13 protein-coding genes and 1 riboswitch are annotated in these 19,031 nt (G+C 58.7%); of the genes, 6 read left to right on the plus strand and 7 right to left on the minus strand.

The window, feature by feature from the left end; translation table 11 throughout:
- Positions 1–357: 357 nt before the first annotated feature.
- The 3 genes from PPP56_RS03645 (at position 358) to queG (ending at position 4,292) form a co-directional block, all read left to right on the plus strand.
- Positions 358–1,851 (plus strand): PKD domain-containing protein, encoded by a 1,494-nt coding sequence (locus tag PPP56_RS03645; protein ID WP_353562676.1) that lies wholly within the window; start codon positions 358–360, stop codon positions 1,849–1,851.
- A 434-nt stretch (positions 1,852–2,285) separates the two neighbouring features.
- Positions 2,286–3,143, plus strand: a complete 858-nt coding sequence (locus PPP56_RS03650) for a PKD domain-containing protein (RefSeq protein WP_353562677.1) — start codon at positions 2,286–2,288, stop codon at positions 3,141–3,143.
- Between the two features lie 159 nt (positions 3,144–3,302).
- Positions 3,303–4,292, plus strand: a complete 990-nt coding sequence (gene queG / locus PPP56_RS03655) for a tRNA epoxyqueuosine(34) reductase QueG (RefSeq protein WP_353562678.1) — start codon at positions 3,303–3,305, stop codon at positions 4,290–4,292.
- 25 nt (positions 4,293–4,317) lie between these two features.
- Here the strand turns inward: queG and PPP56_RS03660 are convergent, their stop codons facing one another.
- The 6 genes from PPP56_RS03660 to PPP56_RS03685 all read right to left on the minus strand — a co-directional run bounded on the left by PPP56_RS03660 (position 4,318) and on the right by PPP56_RS03685 (position 11,368).
- Positions 4,318–5,091: a 3-oxoacyl-ACP reductase gene (locus PPP56_RS03660; RefSeq protein WP_353562679.1), complete on the minus strand. Its 774-nt coding sequence runs from the start codon at positions 5,089–5,091 to the stop codon at positions 4,318–4,320.
- A 73-nt stretch (positions 5,092–5,164) separates the two neighbouring features.
- Positions 5,165–5,271, minus strand: a riboswitch (TPP riboswitch).
- A gap of 109 nt (positions 5,272–5,380) precedes the next feature.
- Positions 5,381–6,736, minus strand: coding sequence for an MFS transporter (locus PPP56_RS03665; RefSeq protein WP_353562680.1), 1,356 nt, complete (start codon positions 6,734–6,736; stop codon positions 5,381–5,383).
- A gap of 200 nt (positions 6,737–6,936) precedes the next feature.
- Complete coding sequence (gene lysS, locus PPP56_RS03670; RefSeq protein WP_353562681.1) at positions 6,937–8,475, minus strand: lysine--tRNA ligase; 1,539 nt, start codon at positions 8,473–8,475, stop codon at positions 6,937–6,939.
- A gap of 218 nt (positions 8,476–8,693) precedes the next feature.
- Positions 8,694–9,263, minus strand: coding sequence for a hypothetical protein (locus PPP56_RS03675; protein ID WP_353562682.1), 570 nt, complete (start codon positions 9,261–9,263; stop codon positions 8,694–8,696).
- Positions 9,264–9,608: 345 nt separating this feature from the next.
- The gene (locus PPP56_RS03680) at positions 9,609–10,604 is read right to left on the minus strand and encodes a Rossmann-like and DUF2520 domain-containing protein (RefSeq protein ID WP_353562683.1); all 996 of its coding nucleotides are present in this window, start codon (positions 10,602–10,604) and stop codon (positions 9,609–9,611) included.
- 158 nt (positions 10,605–10,762) lie between these two features.
- Positions 10,763–11,368 (minus strand): hypothetical protein, encoded by a 606-nt coding sequence (locus tag PPP56_RS03685; protein WP_353562684.1) that lies wholly within the window; start codon positions 11,366–11,368, stop codon positions 10,763–10,765.
- Positions 11,369–11,938: 570 nt separating this feature from the next.
- Here PPP56_RS03685 and PPP56_RS03690 point away from each other — a divergent pair.
- The gene (locus PPP56_RS03690) at positions 11,939–13,597 is read left to right on the plus strand and encodes a S41 family peptidase (RefSeq protein ID WP_353562685.1); all 1,659 of its coding nucleotides are present in this window, start codon (positions 11,939–11,941) and stop codon (positions 13,595–13,597) included.
- A 425-nt stretch (positions 13,598–14,022) separates the two neighbouring features.
- Here PPP56_RS03690 and PPP56_RS03695 read toward each other — a convergent pair whose 3' ends face one another.
- The gene (locus PPP56_RS03695) at positions 14,023–14,709 is read right to left on the minus strand and encodes a phasin family protein (protein ID WP_353562686.1); all 687 of its coding nucleotides are present in this window, start codon (positions 14,707–14,709) and stop codon (positions 14,023–14,025) included.
- 275 nt (positions 14,710–14,984) lie between these two features.
- Here PPP56_RS03695 and PPP56_RS03700 point away from each other — a divergent pair, with 275 nt between their 5' ends.
- Together PPP56_RS03700 and leuS are read left to right on the plus strand one after the other, a co-directional pair.
- Positions 14,985–16,151: a phosphopentomutase gene (locus PPP56_RS03700; RefSeq protein ID WP_502912544.1), complete on the plus strand. Its 1,167-nt coding sequence runs from the start codon at positions 14,985–14,987 to the stop codon at positions 16,149–16,151.
- 153 nt (positions 16,152–16,304) lie between these two features.
- Positions 16,305–18,917: a leucine--tRNA ligase gene (leuS, locus tag PPP56_RS03705; protein WP_353562688.1), complete on the plus strand. Its 2,613-nt coding sequence runs from the start codon at positions 16,305–16,307 to the stop codon at positions 18,915–18,917.
- The last annotated feature ends 114 nt before the right edge of the window (positions 18,918–19,031 follow it).

Below are 19,031 nucleotides of genomic sequence, written 5' to 3' on the forward strand. Positions count from 1 at the left end.
ACAAGCCCGTACGCAATCATGTGTGTGCGTCACGGCTTCTCTTGCGTAAGACAAATTTGCAACATGGATGAGATGATGCAATCATCGCATTCTCAGAGTGATCTGTGCAGGTATGCACGCATCGCGCTTTCGTCCTTAAATGAACATGCTCGCGAAATACCCTTGACCGCTGAATAGCGTTTTTTCGCAGAATGGGTAAACCCTCTGCAGCCTTTAAGGCACCCTGTGTGTCCTGGCCATCATCGCATTTTGTCAGCGGTATTACAAATACAAAGCTCTCGGCTTGCTTTCATGCATGCTGAGTAGCGCTCAATGATCACTTGTCCGACACTGCCTCCTAAGAATCTTTTCAGAGCTATGACCCGAACACTTACTTCATTCCTCTTATCCATCGCTTTGCTGTTTGCCTTCACGGTAGACACGTCCGACGCGCAGACGAAGCGAGCCGGCGATACGTTCTATATCAAAGCGGGTGTTGGTCTTGTAGACTACGCTGGTGAACGGAGCCCAACGTCTGGCTTTGGCGACATCTTTGACACAGAGAAGTTCGACGAAAGCTTCCCGTTTGGCTTCCTCGGCGAGTTTGGATACAAGTTCAACCCCAACTTCGGTATCGGTCTTGGTGTCCAGTATGGTGACTACCAGTTTGCTGGTGGCCCCGGACGTCCTGGCCTGGAAAGCGCGGGCATTACGACAGCCTACTTGACCGGGCGTCTCGGTCTGGGTGCTCGTAGTTGGACGATCTCTCCGTACGCTGACTTTGGCGGTCACGTCTCGTTCGGTGGCGAAGACACGGCCTTCGGTCCGACCGTGGCAGGTGGATTCGATATCGTCGTGAGCCGCCACACCTCGCTCTTTGTTGAGGCTCGCAGCCACCTTACGTTCCCAGGCGACGCGCTCGACAACCTTGAGCAGGCCGACTACGATTCATTCGATGCCCTCACGATTATGCCCGCTCTCGGCATCTCGTACACGTTCCAGCCTGCTACGACGGCTCCGGCCATCTTTGCAATTGATGGACCTGCTGAACTCGATACCGGCGAATCCGGAACGTTCTCGGCAACCGTCAACGAAGACGACGTCACCCGCCCGGTCTCCTACCAGTGGGACTTTGGCGATGGATCAACGGGATCGGGTCTGCTGACGACGCACACCTTCAATCAGGAGGGACAGTACGAAGTGACCTTCACGGCGAGCAACGAAGCCGGCGAAGTATCGGAGTCGCTCACGGTTAACGTGACCGATCCGCCTGCTCCGGCACGCATTGCGACGATCAACGCCGATCCGAGCCCTGCAACCGCGGGTCAGGAAGTTACCTTCACGAGCAACGTACGCGGCGACACGCCGATCACGTATGAATGGGACTTCGGCGATGGCAACACCGGTACCGGTGAAACTGCCACGCACACCTTCGATGAAGAAGGAGAGTACACGGTCACGCTCAACGCCTCGAACGACGTAGGCGACGACTCCCGCTCTCTCACGCTGATGGTCGAGCCCGACCTGCCGCCGATCTGCGGTACCGTTACGGAGCTCAACCCGGCATTCTTCGGTGTCAACTCCAGCACGCTCACGGATGAAGCCCGCAGCGCGCTTGAAGAGAACGCCGAGATCCTCGCTGAGTGCACGAACCTCACGGTTCGCGTCGAAGGCTTCGCTGCCGCTGGCGAGCGCAACCCGGATGAGCTGTCGCAAGACCGCGCTCAGGCCGTCGCTGACTTCTACGAAGAAAACGATGTGCCAGCCGACCGGATTACGGTGCAAGGCCGCGGTGCGATCGACGACGATACCACCACCAAGAAAGCGGGTACGGAACAGCAGCGCCGCGTGGACTCGATCCCACAGCGCTAACCCGCACCGCACACGTAAATCGTAGCAGCGCATCAAGCTAAGCCGCTGCTACCGTGCATGAGCGAGCCTGCTTCCTCCGGGAAGTGGGCTCGCTCTTTTTTGTTGGTATGTGATGCCTCACACATTCCGCGCATGCGCTCTTTCCGACATGTGTCAAGCGCCGAAACTGGATGACACTCCAGATCCTCTATTGGTATGCTGCGCTGTTCACCACATGAATGCTTCTGCCGTGCTCTTTCACTACAGTAGCTCGCCTTATTAGAGATGACTACGCGCCGCTCCCAATGCATTGCGCATCCCTTTTCCGTCGCATATCGCACACCTCGCACCTGCCTGCCTCCGTCCAGGCATCATGCCCTTTCTTCGCACATGCGAGCCTGGCGTATTTCGTAGCAGCAGGATATCTGCTTGTCATTCTTGGCGGCTGTACTTCTATGCAGCCGCCTCGCGTGCTCGCTCTCAGCGGACCTGGGGAAGTCCCTGTAGACACGGCAGCTGTCTTTGTCGCGCAGATCAACGAGCAGGCTACCGAGCACGTGCGTCTCGATTGGGACTTTGGGGACGGCACGACCGATGTTGGACTTCGCGCGGTTCACCGCTTTGCACGTAGCGGCACGTTTACCGTCCGTTTCACCGCTGCCAACGAAGCCGGGTCCGCAACGCGTACCCATCTCGTTCGCGTGCAGCCCCCAACTGCATCTCCTCAGATTGCGACTATTCAGGCGGTTCCGAACCCGGTCGTGGTCGGACAGCCCGTAACCTACCAGGCAGATGTGCGGGGCGTAGTCGCGGAACGCCTCTGGAGTTATGGCGACGGAACGGAGGTCTCAGATGCAAGCGGGGAGCACCGGTATACGGCCCCTGGCACGTACGCCGTGCGCCTGTACGTGGCCAACGAAGCGGGAAGCGACACACGCACGGTCTCGCTCACCGTGCGGCCTGACGTACCTGCGCTCTGCCGGGCTGACCTTGAAACCAACCCGGTTTTCTTTGCCCACGGCACCAGCCACCTCTCTGACAGCGCCCGGGAAGCGCTGCGTGCTAATGCAGAGCTTTTTGCCACGTGTGCTCCTCTCCCCATTCGTATTGAGGCGTACGCTCGCTCCAGCGAACCCCGCGCAGCCACGTTGGCTCATGACCGGGGCCGTGCAGTTGCAATGTTCTACCAGCAGCAGCGCATCGATCCAGAGCGGCTTCTGGTGGATGCGCGTACTGTACCTGCTCCCGCGGGGAAGACGCGCAAAGGCGGGCTGTCCTTACAGCGCGTTACCTCTCATCTCGTTAACGAGTAGATAGGCAAAGAAAGGCTGTGCATCCCTATGTGACTGAGTTCCAGTTTGCGGCTTTTACTTCGGTGGGGCTTACCTCGCCTCGCATTCCTTAACAACTCTACTCCTGATGCCTCGTTAAACCATCAACTTTACTTTAGGACACACCGTTACAGACCAAGCATGTGCACGCCCGCGCCAACTTCTGACTTTGGACGCATGGCTCAGCAGCGCGCTGCACGGGCGCTTAAAGCGGAGGCGGCCCGGCTGGGCTTTGACGCCTGTGGCATTGCAACGGCAGAGCCGCTCGACGACGAGGCTGCGCGCCTTGAGCAGTGGCTGCTCGAAGGCCGCCACGGTACCATGCACTGGATGGAGCGTCACTTCGACAAGCGCATTGACCCGACACGGCTGGTGCCGGGCGCTAAAAGCGTGATCTCGGTGCTGCATAATTACTATCAGCCGGATACGCAGCACGACGAGTCGGCTACGACGGGCAAGATCAGCCGGTATGCGTGGGGCGATGATTATCACGATGTGCTCAAAGACCGCCTCTATTTGCTCTTGCACTGGCTCGAAGAACACGTGGGGCAGTCGGTGCACGGGCGTGCGTTTGTGGATTCGGCTCCGGTGCTCGACAAGGCCTGGGCCGCGCGAAGCGGACTCGGGTGGCAGGGTAAGCACTCTAATCTGTTAACGCGCGACATGGGTTCGTTCTTTTTCATCGGCGAGATTATCGTGGATGTGCCGCTACCGAATGACCATCCGGTTGAGGACTTCTGCGGCTCGTGCACGCGCTGCGTGGATGCCTGCCCGACCGATGCGATCTACCAGCCCTACGCGGTCGACGCCACACGATGCATCTCGTACCTCACGATTGAGCACGGCGGCGACGATGTGCCCGAAGCGATCTCGGGCGATATGCAGAACTGGATCTTTGGCTGCGACATCTGCCAGGATGTGTGCCCGTGGAATAAGTTCAAAGAGCCCACGCAAGAGCCCCGCTACCAGCCGCGCAATGGCATGTCGGATACCGACCTGCGCGACTGGGTGGAGCTGGAGCTCGAGGAGTTTCGCGAGCGTTTTTCCGGCAGCCCCGTTACCCGCGCCACGTACGAGGGCTTTCAGCGCAACGTGCGCACTGCTCTCGAAAACGTATCGGTGGAGGAATAGGGACCCCTCCGCCCGCCGCATGAAGCTATTGCATCACGAGACCGCCGTCCACAATCAGGTTCTGCCCCGTGATGGCACGCGCCCACGGCGAAGCAAAGAAGAGCACCGCATCGGCCATCTCTTCGGGGGTGGTCACCGAGCGTAGCGGCGTAGAGTTGCGGATAAGGTCGAACACGCCGTCGGGCGTCGCATCGCTGGCATCGGTGCGGTCGAGGAGTCCGCCCGATACCATGTTGACGGTGATGCCCTCGGGGCCAAGTTCCTGCGCCATGTTGCGCACAAAGCCAAGCAGCGCGGCTTTGCCGGTGGTATAGTCGTGGTACGGCACGACGGGGTTCTGCACCAGATTGGAGCCGATAGCTACGAAGCGCCCAAACCCGGCGTCTTTCATGGCCGGGCGGCACGCTTGCACCAGGTGGAGCGCTGCTTGCACGCTGCCTTCGAGCTGCGTCTGGTAGTCTGCCCACGACACGGTGTCGGCAGTGGCGCGCGCCTCGGCGTCAAATCGGAAATCGATCAGTGCGTTGCTGATGACGGTGGTTACGGGCGTGCCAAAGTGATCGGCAGCGGCCTCGACCATGGCCTGCACGGCCTCGCGATCGCGCACATCGGCCTGATAGGGGAGCGCGCGGTCGCCAATCGAGGCGGCAACCTCATGGGCAGCGTCTTCGCTCTGGTAGTAGTTTACGACCACGCGTGCGCCTTCGCGCCCAAAGGCACGGGCAAGGGCGGCGCCGAGTCCGCGACTGGCACCGGTGATGAGAACGACCTGATCGGAAAGGGCAGGGGCTGTAGACATAGCAGGTAGGCGTTGGCTTGAAGAAACCTGAAGAAGTGCGAAGCCAGCGGCGCCCCTAAGGCAGACATGCACGGGGAACAGCGGGAAGCTTTCCTTCGCCGGTACGATCCGGATCAGGTTCGAAGGGTGTATCTCTCAGCCCCTGCGCATTTCTGTGCGGGGGCACCCCCAGCCTCGCTATCGAAAAGTGGGTTGGGGGATGCGACGGTGTATCCGTTGTACGACAGTCCAGACGCATCCCCCTGAACAACACCTAATGTACCACAGCACGCATGCAACCGCAACGGTTCTACGCGTCTTCGTGAGGCGTTGCTATCTTATCTGCTCGATCTGCTTGACCTGCTTCCTGAACTTCAGCGTCAGACTGCAATTCTTTGGGCACGACCACAAGGAGCCAGATCAGTCCGAATGCAACTTGCGCGCCCGCAAAGAGCTGCACCGCGCCGGCAAGATCGAGCCAACCGATCTCAAGCAGCACGCTGGCTGCGCCAATGGATATGCTCTCCGCAATCATTACCAGGAGCCATTCGGTTGCAAAGACGCGTCCACGGTAGGCATCTTCGGTGCGTTTCTGCAGGAGCACGGTGGCGAGCACCCAGTTGCCCCCACTGGAGGCATGTGCCATGACCACCAGCGCGATGACCGTGAACAGGGCAATGCCCTCAGGCGCCCAAGGCACCAAACCGACTACAAAGTAGGCGCCTCCGCTCACTGCAATGGCACTGCCCAGCACCATGGGCCATTTTGCTTGGTCTGTGAAGAGCCCCCGAGCAATGATCGGCCCGATGCCGGTGCCAATACCACGCGCCATGAACAGCACGCCGATGCCTGCCGCGATAGCCCCCGGCGACACCTGCTCGCCGATAAGCGTGAGCATGTAGACGAGTCCGCCCCCGGCCAGCGCCCACGTAGCTTTGGCTGTTGCGATGCGTGCCACGCGTGGATGTGCTCGAAGATGCGACCAGCCGTCCATGATCTTACGCGCGGCGGTCCGCACCAGTGGATCGGTGTCGGGCTCGGTATTCTGAGGAATGACGGTGCGATAGACAAACCAGGCCGACCACAGGTAGGTGAGGGCGTCAAGAATGAACACCGCCTCGATCCCTGCGAACTCCACTACGAATCCCCCCAGCGCAGCGCCTACCGCCAGCATGGTCGACCAGGTAGCTGAAGAGAGCGCATTCGCCGTGAGTAGCTCGCGCGGCGCGGTGATGTTGGGAATGGATGCGCTCTTTGCGGGCACGTAGACCGACCCCACGACGACCTGTGCAGCGATAAGCACATAGATGAGCGGTACGTGCGCCGCCTCCTGCACAAACAGAAACCCCAGCACAATAACGGACCGCACGAGGTCGGCCCCGATCATGAGCCGGCGCCGGTTGTAGCGGTCTACGATAAGTCCGGCAACGGGCGCAGCCAGGGCCCACGGCAGCATCTTCGCCAGGAAGATCACGCCGATGGCGAGCGGCGAACCGGTGAGCGTAGAGACGAGCGTGTAGAGTGCGATCAGATTGAACCAGTCGCCTAAGAGCGACAGGCTGCTACCGAACCAGAGCCGGCGGTAGTTGTCGTTGGTGCGCAGCAGCTCCAGATAGCCAGCGCGGTCTTCAACCTCGATGTCGTGCTTGCGGGGTGATGTAGCCATAGGCAGTTTGACATGACCCACTCCGCTCCAGGTTTCTGACGATGCTCTGTGCTGGCATTTCTCGCAGCAATGTTGCGTTCCGGATCCAGCTGCGTTTCGCACATAAATGCAACCAGGTCCACCAAGCAAAACCGGTGGACCCAGCAAGGTGTGGTGCTATGTTGGTTGTACCGCAGATTACGCCGGTGGTGTGCACATTGTCACTGACTTTCAGGGCGCATCAGGGGGAAGAGGATCACGTCGCGGATAGACTCCTGATCGGTCATCATCATGGTGAGGCGGTCGATACCGATGCCAAGTCCGGCAGCGGGCGGCATGCCGTATTCAAGGGCGCGCAGGTAGTCTTCGTCGATGGGCGTGGCTTCGTCGTCGCCCGCGTCAAGGAGGCGCACCTGTTCTTCGAAGCGCTCGCGCTGGTCATCGGGGTCGTTCAGTTCGCTAAAGGCGTTGCAGATCTCGCGTCCAGCCACGAAGCCCTCGAAGCGCTCCACGAGTCCGTCGGTTTCGCGGTGCTTCTTTGCGAGCGGACTCAGCTCAACGGGGTGATCCATTACAAACGTAGGCTGGATGAGCGTCGGCTCGACCGTTTCGCTGAAGATCTTGTCGTAGAGCTTGCCTGCACCCAAGTCCGGGTCTACGTCGATACCAAGCTCCTCAGCCACCTCCAGCAGCTCTTCGCGGGTAGCGCCGTGCAGGTCGTAACCCGTTTTGTCTTCGATGGCCTCAAGAAACGCAATACGATTCCACGGGCGCTCGAACGAAACGGTGTGCTCGCCGATTGTCACGTCGGTACTGTCGTGCAGCGCTGTGGCAACGGCCTCTACCAGCTGCTCGGTGAAGTCCATCATCCAGTGGTAGTCCTTATACGCTACGTACAGCTCCATCATCGTAAACTCAGGGTTGTGGAAGCGGCTCAGCCCCTCGTTCCGGAAGTCTTTGCTGATTTCGTAAACGCCTTCGAATCCCCCAACCAGGAGCCGCTTGAGGTAGAGCTCGTCTGCGATGCGCAGGTAGAGCTCCATGTCGAGCGCGTTGTGGTGCGTCGTGAAAGGCCGCGCTGTGGCACCGCCGTACACCGGCTGCAGCACGGGCGTTTCCACTTCAAGATAGCCCTGCGCATCCAGAAACTGACGAAGGGTGCGGATGAGCGTAGCGCGCTGCCGAAAGACATCACGCACGTCAGGGTTGACGGTCAGATCTACGTAGCGCTGCCGGTAGCGGAAGCCCTTGTCGGTAACCTGGTTATAGGTATCGCCTTCATCGGTTTCCTTCACCACGGGGAGCGGACGCAGCGCCTTTGAAAGCAGCTGCATCTCGTCGACACGCACCGTTACCTCGCCCATGCCGGTGCGAAACACATACCCTTTCAAGCCCACGATATCCCCAATGTCGAGCAGTTCGGTGAAGACCTCATTGTAGAAGTCCTCGCCGACCTCGTTTTTGCGGATGTACGCCTGAATGGTACCCGACTCGTCTTGCACGTCGAAGAAGGCGGAGCCTCCCATCACCCGCATGTTGGTAATGCGCCCGGCCATCGACGCGGTAAGCTTGGTGCCTTCGTCAGGGTCGTGTGCTTCGTCGTCGAACGTCGCAAGCAGGTCAGCCGCATGGTCGTCTACAGGCCAGCTGTACGGATACGGGTCGATGCCGCGTTGTTCAAGCGCCTGCCGCTCTTCGCGGCGACGCTGTTCTTGCTCAGAGCGCGTAGGTTCTGGTGAGGCAGACGCGGTGGAATCCATAAGAAAGCAGGAAATCGAATCGGTAGCGAGTAGGAGGAACCAGGTAAAAATAGAAACGCCTTCGCATTTGGAAGGCGTTTCTGCAGAAGACAAGTAACGGGGTACCAGGAGTCGCGTTCGCTGTTGCGGTACGGTTTCAGCGCAGTTTCAGCGTGTTCAGCACAACTGCGCAAAAGAGGGAAGATGCCCGGAAGCTTGCTCTGGCAGGGAATCCGGCGCTATGCCGTCCACTGTTCAGCTTCAACAAGCAGTGTGTTATGATGGGCGCGCAGAAGATCGGCAACCCGGTTGCTCAGGGCACGTGCGGGGCTCTCTTTTTGCTGCGCGTTTGAAAGTGATGTAAGCTGATTGACGCTCTCGCTAAGCGCTTCAACGGCCTCAAAAAGGGCCTCAGGCCACGGCGGCGCGTCGCCTGCAGCGGCGGGCTTTTCGCCACACAGACGCGTGAGTCCGTTTCCCTGCATGTCAAGCTGTGCACGGAGCAGCTCTGCCATCTCGTCGATTGTGTGCAACATCTCGTCGAGCTTTTCACGCTGTCCGAGCGAGAGCGCAGCCTCTGCCACATGGTATTCGTGGCATGCCACACGCTCCACGATCTTCACGGTTGCCATGACAACCGACTGGAATGCGGCTCCAGTGTGGCGCTCTTCCAGGATGGATCGGAGCATAGCAAGGTCTGACGGGATGTGCTGAACGAGTGTGGCGGTACCTGCATCTTCAGAGTGACCGGAGTCCAGTAACATTCTGTCTTCGATCCGCTCGCTGGGAGTGCGCGCAGGGGTATTCATATGCGAGTGTAGGGTTATGACACAAACACGTGTGCTGCTATGTGCTGGCAGGCCAACGTGGATAGCAGTGAGGGAAGCAGGCGGTTGGTGCGCACCCTGAGTGTGAGGATACGAACCGGAAAAAGTGAGCCTGCGACGCTCTCGTCTCAGAAAGCGATAAACTCGTTGAGACGATGCATGTGGACACACCAGCCGGTGGGGGCTTTTGCATCAACAGCTTTCGTGGGGGATGCTTAAGTATTACGCTTCATCGCGTTGCAACAGTCTAATGTGCGGTCTACCATGAAGCGTTACACTGTGGGGTTAAGCATTGTGTACGCAGTATCGCAATCGCAGCGGAGGATGTCAAGCACTGTTATTTCTCTCAACTTTATAGGGAGAGTTTTTAAGTATGTTTTGTACACGCACAGCGTCGCGCTGAGACAGCTTACCTGCTTGGCGCTGCAGTTGAATCATTACGTTGGTTAGTGAGGCGTACAACCGTTCCATCTCCATATTTTGTTCCATGACGCGGCTTTTAGCCTCCTCCGGCAACACCTCCTCCCCTCTGGGCCTTTCTGATGAGGCATGAAGCGCTGCTATATGAGTGGCAATTGTTTTATGATCGCCCCGCGCTGCCGGGCCCGTCAGAGCATCGGTGCCGTTATTTTGGATGTTCATCCATGTCCGTTCAACGAGGGGGCTGAGCGCATTAAACGCCTTGCTCGGTTCCAGGCCGGCGTTTTCCCACACATGCTGTGCCGCCGCCAGAAGCGCAACAAATCCGTTAGACGCCAAGACAGCCGACAAGTGATAGAGCGGCTTCGCGCCCGATTCAAGGTGTTGTGGCGAGGCCCCCAGCCCCTTGGCAAGGGCTTCGCCATATCCGTATGCATTTTCGTCGCCTTCGAGTGTCATCCATATTCCCTGAAATGCCGACGGGGGCGTCTCGTTGGTGAACGTCTGCAGCGGATGAATGCTGAGCAGTGCTGCCCCTGCTGCTCGCAGCGGAGCCAGTACCTCAGCTGCGTGTGCCCCTGACGTGTGGGCCGCGATCCACGGATGTGCCAGCGACGCACGTGCCAATTCGCCGGCTACCTGGTCCAACTGCTGGTCGGGTACGCATATGAGAACTCGCTTTGTAGCGGGCGGGATCTGGGTTACGCTACTGCTTACATGCTCTGCATCTACTTTACTGGCAAGTGCCGCAGCGTCAGCGTGTGTGCGGCTCACAATGCCGATTATCGGCGCTCCATGCTCATGCAACGCACGTGCAAGTGCAGAACCAACGGCTCCAGCTCCCACAACAACTGTAGGCTGCGCGACGACTTCTTTCATGTAACACGGGGGATCATCGGACATGCAGGGACGCGGGCATGCTCGCACAGCAGCGAGAAGCGGTCATTGAGCAGGCAGCCATCATAAGGGGATATTCGTAAGGGGATACTGTGTGCTCTCTCGATACTCCCTCAACAGTATGCTGTGTAAGCATACTTACATTTAGCGTGCTAACGTACTGCTTACACCCCTGGGTCGGGGTCGCTTCTCTCACGATGTTTTTTCGTTGTGAACGGCGCGTCGCCGTTTATCGCATCAAGCAATGCGTTGCGATGGCGCGTACGCATCATGCGGATAGCCGTTTCAGGATCTGATGGAGCCACGCACTCGGCCCATCGGAGACTCATGTGCATCGCGTCGTGCACAGCCGTGTGCACGTCGGGGTCAGCACAGCCCCGCGCCGCAAGAAGCTGGGCGGCTTCGGGACTGCGGCGTGGCAGTCCTATCGTTGAAGCGGCAACCGCTTCATTGTCTGAGGCGGCTCGCACTTCCCGCAGTGCCGAGACCGGAGCCCTGCGGGTACATACTGCGCGCGCGGTGTTCCACAGGCTATAGCAGCGTTGCGACGGGGCCTCCTCTTGCCATGTCTGGCGAGCACACCAGCATGCAAATGCACGAAGCACATGAGACGACTGCTCCGACTCAAGGTAGCGTGCCAGCTTCATTTCATCGTCCAACTCCTTGTTTGGTATCACAGAAGCAGGCTTTCCGCTACTCCGTTCAACAGCCACCGACCGGCCGCTGCGTCCATCAAAGATGTAGTAGTAGTCTGCTATTCGCTTATTCATGGGTAGCGCCGCTGCCGATGAGCATAGAGGCGATTGGCGTAAGGAGCAAACTTCTATTTACAGGGTGTGGTGTCCGTAATTTATAGCTTTAAGAACCTGTTTGGGTTTTGGTTTGCTGGCGAGAGCGAGCGCCGCTGCGGCGAAAATTGAACCACGATAGAGGTTCGTAGCCGGGGTTACGGGCCGATATCGGGGACAATTTGCAGCCCAGCGGAGCCGCTCACAGCCCAAATTAAGAAATTAAAACCGGTTCTAAGACACACAACAAGCATACGCACCATATATAATATCTTTCTCATCTCAGGGCTTCTCATCCCCAACTCCGCCAGATGGTAACAGGATAGTCCACATTCGCTTCAAAGTGCTGGCTGCACGCAACAAACCCGGTGTGCAGGTCTTATCACTGTAGCCCATATATGCAAAGCGCCTCTGCAGTTGCAACCAGCGCCTGCTCCTGTTTTACTTGTTTTACTCTGTGGCAGTGCGCTCCGTTCACCCTGCACCTATGCCCTGCATATACGCCTTGCATCCGCACAACCTGTTCTCTTTACGCCTTACCGGCTGTGTCTTATGAGACATGTAACACGATACGTTCTTCCTGCCATCGGCCTGATTCTTCTCGGTGCCGTGCTTGGTGTGCAGGTAAACTCATTCACCTCTGATGATACGGCTTACGAGCAACTTCAGAAGCTGGAACGCTCCTTTGTCATCATTACGCGTCAGTACGTCGACGAGGTTGAGTCCAAGAAGCTCGTGGAAGAAGGCATCGAAGGCATGCTCAACGCCCTCGACCCGCATTCGACCTACATCCCTGCTGAGGATGTGCAGCGCGTCCAGGATAGCTACCGCGGCTCGTTCGGCGGAATCGGAGTCATGTTTGAGGTCGTCGAAGACACCGCCCGGGTCATCTCCCCCATTGCCGATGGCCCGAGTGAGCGTCTCGGCATCATGGCAGGCGATCGCATCGTCGGCATCGAAGACGAAACCGCTGTTGGTATCGGTACGAATGGCATTCAGGAGCGCCTGAAAGGCGAGGTGGGTACGGAGGTCACGATCACGATCTACCGTCCCGGCACCAGCCAGGAAGAAGACTACACGATCACCCGCGACGAAATCCCGATGCACTCGATCAATACGTCGTACATGAGCGACGATCGTACGGGTTACGTGAAGATCGACCGCTTTGCCATGACCACGCACGACGAGTTTATGGAGCATGTAGGTGAGCTTCGCGAGCAGGGCATGCAGCGCCTCGTGCTCGACCTGCGAGGCAATCCCGGCGGTGTAATGCGCTCTGCCATCGAGGTTGCCGACGAGATGCTCGGAGCTGGCCTTTCGATCGTTGAAACGCGCGGTCGCGAGCGCTCCATGAACACGACGTTCAACGCAAGCGGAGGCGGGAGCCTCGAAGATACGCCCGTCATCGTGCTCGTAGACCAGGGCTCTGCTTCTGCCAGTGAAATTGTGTCGGGAGCTCTGCAAGATCACGACCGAGCCCTCGTCGTGGGGCGACGCACCTTCGGCAAAGCCCTCATCCAGAAGCAGTTTGACCTGGACGACAGCAGCCTGCTGCAGATGACCGTGGGCCGCTACTACACGCCCCTCGGACGCCTCATCCAGACGCCGTATGAGAACGGCGATCAAGAGCAGTACATCGAGCGCATGATGGCTGATCAGGAAGCAGCTACCTTCGACCCCAGTGCCTACCGCGAAAGCGTTCCTGACTCGCTCGTATTCGAAACCGAGCACGGACGCGAAGTCTTCGGCGGCGGCGGTATTATGCCCGACATCGTTGTGCAGCCTGATACGTCGAGCCTCACAAATTTCGTGTCTACGGTGAACATGGACTTCGCCTTTATCCGCAACTGGTTTGCACAGAACGAACAGCATGTACGCTCCTCGTGGGGCGATGACGCAGACGTGTTCCTCGAGGAGTTCTCAACGCCCGACTCGCTTGTCACTTCCTTCTGGGAGTTCACAGAAGAGCGGGGCATGTCGTACACGAGCGATCCAGGTGAGGTAGCTCCAAGTCAGGGCACGTTCCTCTATGCCGACCGCACTAACAGCGAAGAGATGCTACGCCTTCGCCTCAAAGGATTCTTGGCCCGGCAGCTGTTCGGTCTCCGTACGGCCCAGCCTACGCTCAACGAAACCGACCCGATCTACCGGCACGCCCTGTCCCTTTGGGATGATGCCGAGGAGCTTGCCGCGTTGCATCCGCGACGCTGATGCACGCGCCACGCTAAGAGCATCCAAAGCAACACGCTCTTTCAATCAAGCCGCTCTGGCCTCTCTGCCGGAGCGGCTTTTTTTGGTTCTTTGGGATGCCGGCCGGTATGCCTTCTTGCAACGCTCCCTCCGCCTACCGGACTGTTTAGCCCCGACGAAAGCGCCTCCTCATCTGCGGATGACGTATCTTTCAGCAGAAAGCGATACGCTTTTTCGTTCACGCCTTCCTCTCTGTCTCTCTCCATACCCCGATGGTTGCCATATCTGCGCACGCCCGCGCAGCATGCGCAATAGGTATGCGAGATCAGTATACCAACAAACACAAAAAAAGCCCGCCCCCACATAGGGAGACGGGCCGGTACCCGGTGATAAGGGGGGTAGAGTTCCTCATCCGTTAATGACGGACCCGACACTCTTTCTCCTTGCTACGAGTCATCTTCCTGATCGTAGCTGATCGTTTCCTGCACCGTGTTATCCTGCTTGTGGATGATCAGCCGGCTCGGAGCGTGTGCTTTCGCGGCGTCGCGGGCAGCATCAACCGCTTCCTTTTTGGTTTCGAAGGTCTGCAGCGGCGCATCCGCACCATCTTGCAAGAGAACCCACTCGTCTTCTCTGTACGCAATGTGGAAAACCGGCATCTCTCCTGAGGCACGCTGGTCGAGCATGGCAGAGAGCGCATCAAGCTTCTCGGACAGCTGCCCGACTTTACTCGAAAGCCCCTGTACCTCTTCGCGGGTAGGCACGCCCAGGCGCCCCAGCGTATCGTTTAAAGTCGACGACACCGTTTGCTCCACCGTCTGGGCCGCATCCGATACACGCTTCGATACGTCCTCAAAGCGACGGTTGAACTCTTCCGTGATCGACTCTTGCTGCTTGTTCATCTCTGCCGCCGCGTCGTCAAGCTGCTTGCGGCGCTTCTCTTCATACTTCTCACCACGGTTCACCAGATCCTTGAACACCCGGTCGCCTTCTTCCTCAACACGTGAGAGCGCACCAAGTCCAGCCAGCCATACCTCGCGGCCACGCTCTGTGAGCTCTTCAGGTAGCTTGCTGAAATCAACAGGCTTTCGTGAACCGTTCTCTTTCGCTTTTTGCTCTGCTTGAGTACCCATAGTAATCACCTCGTAAGTAGTTGTTAACAGGTCGTGCGACACTGTCCTTCAAGGGGTGGACGTTTTGTCTTTACTGTCCAAGACCCCTTATAACGCAGTGCGTCACAAGTTCCCCTTTTATGACGCACAGCGTTATAAAGACACATATTCACATAACTCCTATAGAAAGCCGTGCGTCTTCCTACCATCTTGTGAACGTCCTTCTGCTCATCCACCCACCACAAATATGGCGGAAGGCCTCTCGCTTTACCTCTCTACCTAACCGGCTCAACGATATGCCTTGCTTTGTGACTATTGTACTCGACGGCGTTGGCGTTGGCGCTCAGCCCGACGCCGTACACTACGGCGATCGCGGCAGCCACACGCTCGGGCACGTATGCGCCGCGCAGCAGCCGTCTCTGCCCAACCTGGCCGCTCTCGGACTCGGCCATGTTGCTGACCTCGACGGCGTGCCTCGCGTTGACGCCCCCGCCGCTGATTACGGACGTATGCGCGAGGTTTCGGCGGGCAAAGACAGCACTACCGGGCACTGGGAGCTGGCCGGCCTGCATCTTGAGCACCCGTTTCCAACATATCCCGATGGATTTCCAGACACGGTCATCGATGCATTCCGGTCGCACGGCGGCGTAGACCGCGTGCTTGGCAATCGGCCCGAATCAGGTACGGTCATCATCGAGGAACTCGGTCCGGAGCATGAGCGCACAGGCGCTCCGATTGTGTACACCTCAGCCGACAGCGTATTTCAGATTGCTGCCCACAAAGAGGTCATCCCTTTACGTGAACTATACCACCTGTGCAAGGTGGCACGCACCAAGGTCTGTACCGGCGAGCATGGCGTGGGGCGCGTCATTGCCCGCCCGTTTGTAGGAACCCCTGGCAACTACACGCGCATCTCTGAAGAACGCAAAGACTTCGCTCGCCGCCCCGAGACGCCACCGCTGCAAGACATACTGCAGGAGCACGGGATACGCACCGTCTCCATCGGAAAGATCGCTGACCTCTTTGCCCGAACCGGGTTTGACGAGATGGTCAAAACGTCGAACAACAACGAAGGGATCGAAGCGACCATCCAAGCACTCAGAAGCCACGCACCGGCATCGCCCCCCACGTTTGTCTGGACCAACCTGGTGGACTTCGACCAGGAGTATGGCCACCGCAACAATCCGGAGGGATTCGCGGAGGCCCTTGCGTCTTTCGACCGCGCGCTGCCCCGCATCCTTGATGCCCTTCCCAACGATGGCGTCCTTGTTATCACAGCCGACCATGGCAACGACCCCACCACTCCCAGTACCGACCATAGCCGCGAATTTGTGCCGCTGCTTGTCGTACGTCCCAATGCAGCCGGGCGTGCGCTTGGGCTCCGCTCTACCTTTGCCGATCATGCCGCAACCGTAGCCCGCTACTTCGACGCCTCTTTCTCGACGATGGGTACAGCTTTTTAGAGGCCCTCAGCCCGCTGTATCCCACCCCTAACACACCATGTTTACACAGTCTTGCTGTCTCGTTAGGAGGATGCGAACGAATCTTCGTACCGCGGCAGTCGTTGGGCTGTCGTGCTTGTTCTTATCGACGAATCTACCGGCTCTCGCTTTAATATGCCCGCTTACCCTTTCGCAGAGATCGAACCCAAGTGGCAGCGCTACTGGGAGGAGAACCACACGTTTCGAACGCCCGAGGACGTAGATCCTGAGGCCGAAAAGTGCTACGTGCTCGACATGTTTCCGTACCCAAGCGGTGCCGGACTTCATGTCGGTCACCCCGAGGGGTACACTGCTACAGATATTGTGGCCCGTTACAAACGGATGCAGGGCGTTAACGTGCTGCACCCGATGGGCTGGGATGCTTTTGGCCTACCAGCCGAGCAATACGCGGTAAAGACCGGAACGCATCCGCGCGAGACCACCGAGCGCAACATCGACAACTTCCGTAGCCAGCTGAAACGACTTGGCTTTTCCTACGACTGGGATCGGGAGATTAACACGACCGACCCCGACTACTACCGGTGGACGCAGTGGATCTTCCTGAAGCTCCACGAGCGCGGCCTGGCCTATCAGGCCGAGGTGCCGGTGTGGTGGTGCGAAGAGTTGGGTACGGTGCTTGCCAACGAGGAGGTGATCGACGGCAAGAGCGAACGCGGTGGCTACCCCTGCGAGCGGATCCCCATGCGCCAGTGGATGCTCAAGATCACCGAGTATGCCGAACGGCTGCTCGATGGGCTCGACGACCTTGACTGGCCCGAGAGCACGAAAGAGATGCAGCGCAACTGGATCGGGCGCTCTGAAGGCGCTACGATTCGCTTCCCGCTGGCCGATCACGATGGCGAGCTCGAAGTCTTCACCACGCGTCCTGACACACTTTTTGGCGCCACGTACATGGTGCTTGCTCCTGAGCATCCGCTCGTTGACACGGTAACCACCGAGGAGCACGCCGATGCCGTATCCGAATACCGCGACCAGGCCCAGAAAAAGAGCGAGCTGGAGCGGACCGAACTCCAAAAAGAGAAAACGGGCGTTCCTACAGGGGGCTATGCGGTGAACCCGGTTACCGACGAGGAGATTCCGATCTGGGTCGCCGATTACGTGCTGGCCTCATACGGCACCGGAGCGATCATGGCGGTGCCCGGGCAGGACGATCGCGACTGGGCCTTTGCCGAGAAGTACAACCTTCCCATCGTACGCACTGTACAGCCCCCCGAAGACTTTGAGGGGGATGCGTACACCGGTGATGGCCCGGCCGTCAACAGCGGCTTCCTAAACGGACTCGATGTGGCGTCGGCCCAAGATCGTATTACGACCTGGCTGGAAGAGCATGGCTATGGGGAGGCGACGATAAACTACAAGCTGCGCGACTGGCTCTTTAGCCGTCAGCGCTACTGGGGCGAACCCTTCCCCATCGTTCATGTGGATGGCGAGGCAAAGCCCCTTCCTGCAGATGAACTGCCTGTCGAGCTACCAGACATCGAGTCGTATAACGAGATTCTGGAGCAAGACGCCGCCCTGAGCCCGCTTGCTGCACTGGAGAACTGGGTCGAGACCACCGATCCGGAAACCGGTGCCCCTGCAAAGCGCGAAACGAATACCATGCCCCAATGGGCCGGTTCGTGCTGGTACTTCTTGCGATTCATCGACCCGCACAACGAGAACCGGCTCGTAGACCCAGAGAAAGAGGCGTACTGGATGCCGGTTGACCTGTATGTGGGCGGGTCTGAGCATGCCGTTCTGCACCTGCTTTATGCCCGCTTCTGGCACAAGGTGCTGTACGACGCAGGCGTAGTATCTACGCGCGAACCCTTCCAAAAGCTCATCCACCAGGGCCTTATTCTGGGCGAAACCGAGTACACCGCGTACGTCGACGACGAAGGCCACTACGTATCGGCCCAGCATGTCGACGACGCAACCGACACACGCACCGGTGCCGGCGTTACCCCGACTGCTGTCAATAAAGAGGCGATCACAAAAGACGGCGACCACTTTGTTCTGGCCGACCAGCCTGCAATCCGGGTCGACGCGCGTTCGCACAAGATGAGCAAGAGCCGGGGCAATGTCGTGAACCCAGACGACGTTATCGATGAGTATGGTGCCGATGCGCTTCGCCTCTATGAGATGTTCATGGGCCCCCTGGAGCAGGTCAAGCCCTGGAGCACATCCGACGTGGACGGCGTGTACCGCTTTCTCGGACGCGTGTGGCGCCTTCTGGTCGACGCTGACGGCAACGCACAGGTAGCAGACACTACCGAACCGAACCGCGAGCAGCTCCGTGTGCTGCATGCGACCATCCAGAAGGTCACCGAAGACATCGAATCCCTCAGCTTCAACACAGCCATCGCGAAGATGATGGAGTTCGTGAATGCCGCAAAGAAGTGGGACGCGGTGCCACGGACCGTTGCAGAACCCTTTGTGCTTCTCTTGAGCCCCTTTGCCCCGCATATTGCTGAAGAGCTGTGGGCCCGAATCGGGCATGATACGAGCATCGCCCATGCCGACTGGCCGTCGTTTAATCCAGAGTACCTGAAGCGCGAAGTGGTCGAAATGGCCGTGCAGGTAAATGGGACCGTGCGTGGTACGATTGAGGTGGCACCGGATGCGCCCGAAGAGGAGGTGCTCGGCGAAGCACGATCCGACGAAAACGTAGCCCGCTACCTGGATGAGGGGACTGTGCGGCGCGAGATCTATGTACCGGGGCGCATCGTCAACTTCGTGGTTAAGTAGGTCTACAGGGTCACCTTCGCGTATCGTACATTGCGAGGAGCGCTTGCGGCAACGCCGTCTCGTGCATCGCCGTTCAGAGCGAGCAGAGGCGGCAAGCGAACGGGCGCGGTAGGA

Origin of the sequence: Longimonas sp. (assembly GCF_040409695.1) — a bacterium.
Taxonomy (GTDB): domain Bacteria; phylum Bacteroidota; class Rhodothermia; order Rhodothermales; family Salinibacteraceae; genus Longimonas.